Here is a 1,198-nt window from a genome sequence, read left to right on the forward strand (position 1 = left end):
GCCAGCCGCACCAAATCCTCTTGCCGGGAAGGGTCCCGCATCGCCGCAACAACCCGGTAGCCCTGCTGCGCCAGCAGCGCCGCCGTCAGCATGCCGAAGCCGCTGGAAGCTCCCGTGACAAGCGCGACGGCTCCCGCATCCCGGTTCTCCGATTGAGTCAATGGAACCTCTCCTTCTTTCGCAAATAAGGTCTTTACCGCCGATCATACCATCAGCCTGACGAGCATGCTGATCAGATAAGCGGCGGGAACGAGCACGAACTGGCCCAGCAGCGTGCCCAGAAACCGGGAGCCCATGAGCAGCACGTATACCTTGCCCAGCTGACTGCGGTGTTCCTCGCTGGCCGTCGCCTTGTCGGTAATGAGTCCGAGCTGCGGGTCGATGAAGATCGTCAGCAGAATCGTCGCCATCCCGTTAATGATTCCCGAGGCCTGGGAAGCGGTTGTGCTGTACTTCGGAACGAGGTGGGCCGCATACAGCGAGGACATAACCCCCACCGTATAAAAAGCTGTCACAAAAATATTCAGCACAATCAGCCGTTTCGGGATATCCAGATACCGGAAATAATACAGCCGGATTTTCGGGCGTCTGACGTATTTGCGCGTATTTTTCAATTGTCCTATGGTAACACTGGCCAGCAGCTTCGGAATGGACCCCTGAATCTCCAGCTTGGAAATGATTCGTGAGAACAGCCCGATGAACGTGGGAAACAGCCCGATGGCGATCAGCGTTCCAAGCGACCCGCCCAGCAGAATAACCCTCAAATAATTCAGCAGACTAAAGCTCGAATCATTTTTGGCCACATCGACAAACTTGGCTGTCAGCGGCGCCTGAATCAGATTGGCCGTCCTTGATACCAGCACTATAATGCCGGTCAGTGACAGCGCGATCGCGATTTTATTCAATCTCACACCGGCGTACCGGACTGAATACGACAACGTCTCGGCGGTATGTATAATCATCGTAAGCAGAAAAGCGACAAGCAGACTTCCGGCCATCCGTGCTCCTCCCAAGGCTCCGATCGACTATCTGCGGATATTCGCGGAGTTTTCCATGATTGGGTATATCATCCATCCATTGTAACACACGGAGTCCGCCAAGTCTTTGGCAAAAAAATTAACAGGAGGGCTTCACGGGGAAATCAACGGGGCAAGGGGAGTCAATACGATCCGCCAGTCTCATCCAGTCCCGGCAGCAG

2 protein-coding genes are annotated in these 1,198 nt (G+C 54.8%); both read right to left on the bottom strand.

What is annotated here, in order from left to right; translation table 11 throughout:
- Nucleotides 1-161, bottom strand: a 161-nt coding sequence (locus L692_RS33825) for an SDR family NAD(P)-dependent oxidoreductase (RefSeq protein ID WP_036723277.1), incomplete at its 3' end; no start/stop codon positions are given.
- 42 nt (nt 162-203) lie between these two features.
- Nucleotides 204-998, bottom strand: coding sequence for a lipid II flippase Amj family protein (locus tag L692_RS0111390; protein ID WP_025699939.1), 795 nt, complete (start codon nt 996-998; stop codon nt 204-206).
- Between the last annotated feature and the right edge of the window lie 200 nt (nt 999-1,198).

Origin of the sequence: Paenibacillus forsythiae T98, from assembly GCF_000520735.1 — a bacterium.
Taxonomy (GTDB): Bacteria; Bacillota; Bacilli; order Paenibacillales; family Paenibacillaceae; genus Paenibacillus_AQ; species Paenibacillus_AQ forsythiae.